Here is a 7,184-nt window from a genome sequence, read left to right on the forward strand (position 1 = left end):
TTGGGCGGGTGGGGGATCCCGATAGGTGGCGCTTGATCGGGCGCAGGCGCTTCGGATTGAAAACAGGTTCAACAGCAGTCTGCTTCGATTTGAATGAGCAGGATGCGCGTTGCGTGGCGGGAGGCGCGGCATGGTCGGCAAGCATTGCGGTCCGCGGTTCGCTCCGCCGCCGGGGCTGTCATTTGCCGCGGATGCGTCGGTGTCGCCCGCGTCAGGATTCGCCACGGGCGCGAAATCTGCCTCGGTCGCAGGATCTGCGGAAGTTTCCTCGGAACCCGCGACCGACTGTCTCGTTATCAAAGCACTGCAAACGCAAACTGGAGCAATCCAATGAATACGCACAAACTGCTTTTTAGCAGCGTGGCCTCGGCTGCGTTGCTCGTCGCCCCTGCTTTCGCCGAAACGCACGTCGAAATGGACGCCGAGGGTAACCCGATCGTCATCGAAGGCGAGGCCGATGCCGACGCGCTCGGTGGTCAGATCGTCGTCGAACAGCCCGATGCCGAAGTCGATGTCACCGTCGTTGATCCGGAAGTGAGCGTCGATCAGGCGCGCCCCGAGGTTCTGGTCGAGCAGGCGCAGCCCGAGGTCGTCGTGAACGTGCCCGAGCCGACCGTTCTGGTCGAGCAGCAATCGCCGATCATCACGATCGAGCAGGCGCAGCCCGAAGTCCGCGTCACGATCCCCGAGCCGACCGTCACCGTCCGCATGCCGGAGCCGGACGTGAACGTCGATACCACCGCGCCCGACATCGACGTGTCGCAGCCGGAGCCGATCGTCCGCTTCGTGCGGCCCGAGCCGCGCATCACGATCGAAGAGAGCGAGCCGAACGTTGAAGTCACGGTTGCTGATCCCGAAGTGAGCATCGACCGCGCAGAAGCCGCCGCCGTTGCGGTCGAGCAGGCCGAAGCCGATGTGAGCATCGAGACCGAAGGCGAAGGCGACGTCCGGGTTTCCGAATCCGAGCCACAGATCAGCATCGATTCGGCCGATGAAGCCGAGATCATGGTCGAGCAGGAAGAGCCGAACATCGAGGTCGAGCAGGCCGAACCCGACGTGACCGTCATGTCGGAGCGCGACCGGGCCGAGCTTGCAGCTCTCTACGTGGATTTCGTCGATTACCGCGTGGCCGATCTGGTCGGCATGAACGTTCTCTCGGAAGAGGGCAGCGACGTGGGTGAGATTGACAGCCTCGTGAACGTGGACGGCATGCTCTACGCCATCGTCGGCGTCGGCGGCTTCCTCGGCATGGGCGAGCGCAACATCGCCGTGCCGCTCGAGGACATCACGCTGGTCGATGGCTCCATGGTCATCGAAGGGGTGAGCGAAGACGAACTGCCGGAGATGTCTCCTTATGACGACAGCGGCCAGCTTCTGCCGCTCGACATGACCGTTGGCGACGCGTACTAAACCGCGACTGCCAATAGGTAAGCGAGAAGGCCCCCGGTGATCCGGGGGCCTTTTTTCGTGTTGGATCCGGGCTTCTGGGCAGAGCACGGTAGGGGGCGGTGTCTCTGCGGTCCACGGTGTCGGTTAGGGCGAGACAGGCCGTGCGACCTGCGCTCGTGTATGTTCTAGGGGCTCGAACAATCCAATGCCGCGGCGCGAGGGGTGGCGTGGCTGTCAGGGGGCGAACGGATGAGCAAGCTGGACGAGAAGGTCGGCAAGTATATCGACGTCGTGAGGGCGAAGACGGGGCAGGAGCCGGATGTGGACCTGCTCCGCAAGATCACGCGGGGGTGTGGGCCGTCGATCTACAACGCTGACCGTGAGACTATCGCCGCCAGCCAGCCTGGGGAGATGGAAACGGTTAAGAACAACTTCCTGATCAGGAAGCTGGGGCTGAGCGATGGGCCGAAGCTTGATGGGGCGCTTGCCGCAGTGATCGAGGTCTACGGCATGTCCGATACCAACAAGTATCGTGCGGTCATCTATTACATGCTGACGAAGCATTTCGGGAAGGAAGACGTCTACCGGTGAGGCTTAGATCGGGTCGGCCCCGACAGAGCAGTTCCGGCGGAAAATGACCGCCTTTTTTGGCTTTGACGAGGGTTGCATATCGGCAACAGTCCTCCCATCTCGATCTCATGAGGTCCGCGACCAGACCGTGCCGATGATCGGGCGGCCAACCGGCGGATGCTTTTGGAGGAGAGACGAGATGAACCTGGAAAAATTTACCGAGCGCGCACGAGGATTCTTGCAGGCCGCGTCGACGATCGCGCTGCGCGAGGGGCACCCGCAATTGCTGCCCGAACACCTGCTCAAGGCGATCATGGACGATGAGCAGGGCATGGCAGCCAACCTGATCTCCGCGGCGGGCGGTGCGCCCGAGCGGGTGCGTCAGGCGGTGGACGTGGCGGTTGCCAAGCTGCCGCAGGTTTCGGGCGATGCGGGTCAGCCGCAACTGAGCCGTGACCTGTCGCGCGTTCTGGACGAGGCCGAGAAGGTCGCCGGCAAGGCGGGCGACAGTTTCGTGCCCGTGGAGCGCGTCCTGATGGCGCTGGGTATGATCAAGTCTAAGGCACGGGATGCGCTGGAGGCCGGTGCGGTGAACGCGCAGGCGCTTAATGCCGCGATCAACGATGTGCGCAAGGGGCGGACGGCCGACACCGCCTCGGCCGAGGAGACATATGACGCGCTGAAGAAATACGCCCGCGACCTGACCGAGGCGGCGCGCGAAGGCAAGATCGACCCGATCATCGGCCGCGACGAGGAAATCCGGCGTGCGATGCAGGTTCTGTCGCGGCGCACGAAGAACAACCCTGTTCTGATCGGCGATCCGGGCGTCGGTAAAACCGCGATTGCCGAGGGCCTCGCCCTGCGGATCGTCGATGGTGACGTGCCGGAGAGCCTGCGTAACAAGCGGCTGATGGCGCTCGACATGGGTGCGCTCATCGCGGGCGCGAAATATCGCGGCGAATTCGAGGAGCGTCTGAAGGGCGTGTTGTCGGACGTGACCGCCGCGGCGGGCGAAGTCATCCTGTTCATCGACGAGATGCACACGCTCGTCGGCGCGGGGAAATCCGAAGGCGCGATGGATGCGGCCAACCTCATCAAGCCGGCGTTGGCGCGGGGTGAGTTGCATTGCGTGGGTGCCACGACGCTCGATGAATACCGCAAATACGTCGAGAAGGACGCGGCGCTTGCGCGGCGGTTCCAGCCCCTGGTGATCCAGGAGCCGACCGTCGAGGACACGGTGTCGATCCTGCGCGGTATCAAGGAGAAGTACGAGCTGCACCACGGGGTGCGGATCAGCGACTCCGCTTTGGTGGCGGCGGCGACCCTGTCGAACCGCTACATCACGGACCGGTTCCTGCCGGACAAGGCGATCGACCTGATGGACGAGGCCGCATCGCGGCTGCGGATGGAGGTGGATTCCAAGCCTGAGGAGCTCGATGCGCTCGACCGCGACATCCTGCAAAAGCAGATCGAGGTCGAGGCCCTGCGCTCCGAGGACGATACCGCATCGAGAGACCGGCTCGAGAAGCTTGAGCGGGAATTGTCGGAGCAGCAGCAGCGGTCTGCGGAGATGACGGCCCAGTGGCAGGCCGAGCGTGACAAGCTGGAAGGCGCGCGGGGTCTCAAGGAAGAGCTGGACGCTCTGCGGCTGGAGTTGGATCAGGCCAAGCGGGACGGCAATTTCGCCCGCGCGGGCGAGCTTCAGTACGGACGCATCCCGGAGATCGAGAAGAAGCTTGCGGCGGTCGAGGATGATGACAACGACCTTATGGTCGAGGAGGCCGTCCGGCCCGAGCAGATCGCATCGGTCGTCGAGCGGTGGACCGGCGTGCCCGTCAGCAAGATGCTCGAGGGCGAGCGCGAGAAGCTTCTGCGTATGGAGGAGGAGCTGGGTCGTCGCGTCATCGGTCAGAGACAGGCGGTGACCGCCGTCGCCAGTGCCGTGCGCCGTGCGCGGGCGGGGCTGAATGATGAGGCGCGGCCGCTGGGTTCGTTCATGTTCCTCGGGCCGACCGGTGTCGGCAAGACCGAGCTGACGAAAGCGCTGGCCGAGTTTCTGTTCGACGATGACGGCGCGATGGTGCGGATCGACATGAGCGAGTTCATGGAGAAGCATTCCGTCGCGCGCCTGATCGGTGCTCCCCCGGGTTATGTCGGCTATGACGAGGGCGGTGTTCTGACCGAAGCGGTGCGGCGCAGGCCTTATCAGGTCGTGCTGTTCGACGAGGTCGAGAAGGCGCATCCGGATGTGTTCAATGTGCTGCTGCAGGTGCTGGATGACGGTGTTCTGACGGACGGACAGGGGCGGACGGTCGATTTCAAGCAGACGTTGATCGTGCTGACCTCGAACCTCGGAAGTCAGGCGTTGAGCCAGCTTCCGGAGGGAGCGGATGCCTCGCAAGCCAAGCGCGACGTGATGGATGCGCTTCGGGCGCATTTCCGGCCGGAGTTCCTGAACCGGCTCGATGAGACGATCATCTTCGACCGGCTCGCCCGGGAAGACATGGCCGGTATCGTCGACATCCAGGTCGCGCGCCTGGCGAAACGGCTGGCGGGGCGGAAGATCACCCTGCAGCTCGATGACGAGGCGAAGGCGTGGTTGGCCGAGGAGGGGTACGATCCCGTCTTCGGGGCCCGGCCGCTGAAGCGGGTGATCCAGCGTGCGCTGCAGAACCCGTTGGCTGAAATGTTGCTTGCCGGCGAGATTGCCGAGGATAGCACGGTTCCGGTCCGCGCGACGGCGGACGGGCTGGTGATCGGGGAGCGGCTCGCCTCGAGCGACCGGCGGCCGCCGCAGGATGCTGTGGTGCATTAAAACTGGATCGGTCACTTCTGTGATCGGATGGGGTGGCGGAGAAATCCGCCGCCCTATTTTTGTTGGAACTGCCGATCGAGGTTGGCGGAAACTTGGCCTTCGTGCTTGCGGCATCCATTTGTGCCCCGCATGCTTGGTGAAGGGGCGTGGTATTCGTCGGTCTGACAAAAACGGATGTTTGGCTGTCTTGGCGGGGCGGGTGCGCGGACAATGCATACCCTTTACCGCCTGACAGGTGCGACGGATCGCACGGCGGGGTTGTCTGACTGAGCGGTCGAGCGCAACTCTAGGGAAATGTGTACGTTCCGTTGCCGGCCCTTCGCCGCCGAGAGGATTACAGATGTCGAAGCCTAACCTGACCCGAGCCGATGTAACGCCCCGCGAGCTCTGGATGAACAGACGACAGATCATCGCCGCGCTCGGGGCCGGATCGATTGCGGGCGGGCTTGGCCTGCCGGCTTGGGCGGAGGCGCATCTGGAGCCGCATAGCTGGGAGGACATTACCGGCTATAACAACTTCTACGAGTTCGGGCTCGGTAAGGGTGATCCTGCCGAAAACGCGCCGGCGATGAAGACGGAGCCTTGGTCCGTGCGGATTGACGGGATGGTCGACAATCCCGGTAACTATCTCCTCGATGACCTGATCGGCGATATTCCGACGGAGGAGCGTATCTATCGCTTTCGCTGCGTCGAGGCGTGGTCGATGGTAGTCCCCTGGAACGGCTTCGAGTTGAACAAGCTGCTGACCCGGGTCGGGGTCCGGCCGGAAGCGAAGTACGTGGCGTTCGAGACGGCGGTCATTCCGGAGGTGATGCCGGGCGTGCGCGCGTCGATCCTCGACTGGCCCTACCGCGAAGGGCTGCGGCTGGATGAGGCGATGCATCCGCTGACGATCATGGCGACTGGGATCTATGGCCGGCCGATCCCGAACCAGAACGGGGCGCCGATGCGTCTCGTCGTGCCATGGAAGTATGGGTTCAAGAGCATCAAGTCGATCGTGCGCATCGAGTTGACCGACAAGCAGCCGCTCAACACCTGGCAGCAAAGCAATCCGGATGAATACGGGTTCTATGCCAACGTAAATCCGGAGGTGGATCATCCACGCTGGTCACAGGCCTCGGAGCGGGTGATCGGCGCGGGGCTGTTCGGAGGGCGGGTCGATACGCTGCCCTTCAATGGCTATGGCGACGAGGTTGCGTCGCTCTATGAGGGAATGGACCTCGCGGAGAACTTCTGAGCCGATGGCGGATGCAGCGGCGATCGGCCCCCGTATCTCCGGCGTGGCGCGAAAGGTCCCGACCTGGCCGGTTTATCTCGGGGGGATCGGGATCGGTGCCTGGGAGATATGGCAGGGGCTGAACGCGATCGATCCGGTGGATGCGCTTTCTCTGGGACTGGGGATGTTGTCGTTGCAGTTTCTGCTGGCGTCCCTCGTCGTCACGCCGCTCATGCGGTTCGCACGGATCAACCTGTTGAAGTTTCGGAAGGCGCTCGGCCTTCTCGCCTTCGGTTTCCTGACTTTGCACTTCCTCGTCTGGCTCGTGCTCGACCTTCAGCTTCGGTGGGGGCTGATCTGGGCCGAGATTGTGAAGCGGCCATATCTGACCGTTGGCTTTGCAGGCTTCCTTCTGCTGATACCGCTCGCGGCGACGTCATGGCAGGGCGCGATCCGCCGGTTGGGTGCACGAACGTGGGGACGCCTGCACCGGCTTGTCTATTTGGCGGTGATCCTCGGTGCCGTGCATTTCGTGATGCAGGAGAAGGTCTGGACCATGGAATCGCTTCTCTACCTGACGGCTGCGCTTTTTCTTGTGTGTGTTCGGATTGTTTGGATTCGGGCTTGGTGAGGGGGTGGTTTGGACGGGTTTGGAAGAATGTGAGTTGATGTGAGGTTTCGTGACAACTTTGGTGCTTTTGCAGGGCTATTGCTGGGGCAGGGGCTTGGTGGGGTGCGGAGTATATTCGGGCTTACGGTTGTTTGGAAGGTATTGATAACGCTTGGAATCTGCGAAGGGTCCAAAAAAAGTGCATGATGGTTGTGGAAAGTGCTTGCGGGTTCCGGGTGTGGTCCGTAAATACCCCTTCACCGGCGGCGCTGAGGTGCCAACGGGACGCTGGACGGAACGACGGAGCGGATGCTTCGAAGGGCCTGAGGCAGAAATTTTGAGGCAACTGAAGCGGGTTGTGCCGAGAGTTTAGGGCACATCCGGTTGATTTTGTCTCTCGCTCTTTGAAATCGCGAGTATCTGAAGAGATATGTGGGCGGTTTGGTCCTGTTCGATGGATCAGACGTCTGTGTATCGCGCTCCTAGGCTTCGGTCGATGATGGAGTGTCAGCTTCACTGTTTGGACGGCTTCTGGTTACTTTGGTAACTGAAGCACAACAAGCAGAGACTGTACCGACCTAGCC

The 7,184-nt window shown here is 62.5% G+C and carries 5 protein-coding genes; all 5 read left to right on the top strand.

Features of this window, described 5'->3' with window-relative positions; genetic code table 11:
- Positions 1-330: 330 nt before the first annotated feature.
- The 5 genes from JSE7799_RS07790 (at position 331) to JSE7799_RS07810 (ending at position 6,621) form a co-directional block, all read left to right on the top strand.
- Complete coding sequence (locus JSE7799_RS07790; protein WP_055663099.1) at positions 331-1,410, top strand: PRC-barrel domain-containing protein; 1,080 nt, start codon at positions 331-333, stop codon at positions 1,408-1,410.
- 228 nt (positions 1,411-1,638) lie between these two features.
- Positions 1,639-1,980, top strand: a complete 342-nt coding sequence (locus JSE7799_RS07795) for a DUF2853 family protein (RefSeq protein ID WP_055663100.1) — start codon at positions 1,639-1,641, stop codon at positions 1,978-1,980.
- A 178-nt stretch (positions 1,981-2,158) separates the two neighbouring features.
- Positions 2,159-4,774, top strand: coding sequence for an ATP-dependent chaperone ClpB (clpB, locus tag JSE7799_RS07800; RefSeq protein WP_055663101.1), 2,616 nt, complete (start codon positions 2,159-2,161; stop codon positions 4,772-4,774).
- A gap of 340 nt (positions 4,775-5,114) precedes the next feature.
- Positions 5,115-6,011, top strand: coding sequence for a protein-methionine-sulfoxide reductase catalytic subunit MsrP (gene msrP, locus JSE7799_RS07805; RefSeq protein ID WP_055663102.1), 897 nt, complete (start codon positions 5,115-5,117; stop codon positions 6,009-6,011).
- A gap of 4 nt (positions 6,012-6,015) precedes the next feature.
- Positions 6,016-6,621 (top strand): protein-methionine-sulfoxide reductase heme-binding subunit MsrQ, encoded by a 606-nt coding sequence (locus JSE7799_RS07810; RefSeq protein ID WP_055663103.1) that lies wholly within the window; start codon positions 6,016-6,018, stop codon positions 6,619-6,621.
- Positions 6,622-7,184 lie beyond the last annotated feature (563 nt).

It is taken from the genome of Jannaschia seosinensis (assembly GCF_001408515.1).
Lineage (GTDB): Bacteria > Pseudomonadota > Alphaproteobacteria > Rhodobacterales > Rhodobacteraceae > Jannaschia > Jannaschia seosinensis.

What these genes read in the sequence shown, in the direction of transcription:
- JSE7799_RS07790 (WP_055663099.1), top strand. Translation starts at nt 331, where the DNA reads ATGAATACGCACAAACTGCTTTTTAGCAGCGTGGCCTCGGCTGCGTTG.
- JSE7799_RS07795 (WP_055663100.1), top strand. Translation starts at nt 1,639, where the DNA reads ATGAGCAAGCTGGACGAGAAGGTCGGCAAGTATATCGACGTCGTGAGG.
- clpB (WP_055663101.1), top strand. Translation starts at nt 2,159, where the DNA reads ATGAACCTGGAAAAATTTACCGAGCGCGCACGAGGATTCTTGCAGGCC.
- msrP (WP_055663102.1), top strand. Translation starts at nt 5,115, where the DNA reads ATGTCGAAGCCTAACCTGACCCGAGCCGATGTAACGCCCCGCGAGCTC.
- JSE7799_RS07810 (WP_055663103.1), top strand. Translation starts at nt 6,016, where the DNA reads ATGGCGGATGCAGCGGCGATCGGCCCCCGTATCTCCGGCGTGGCGCGA.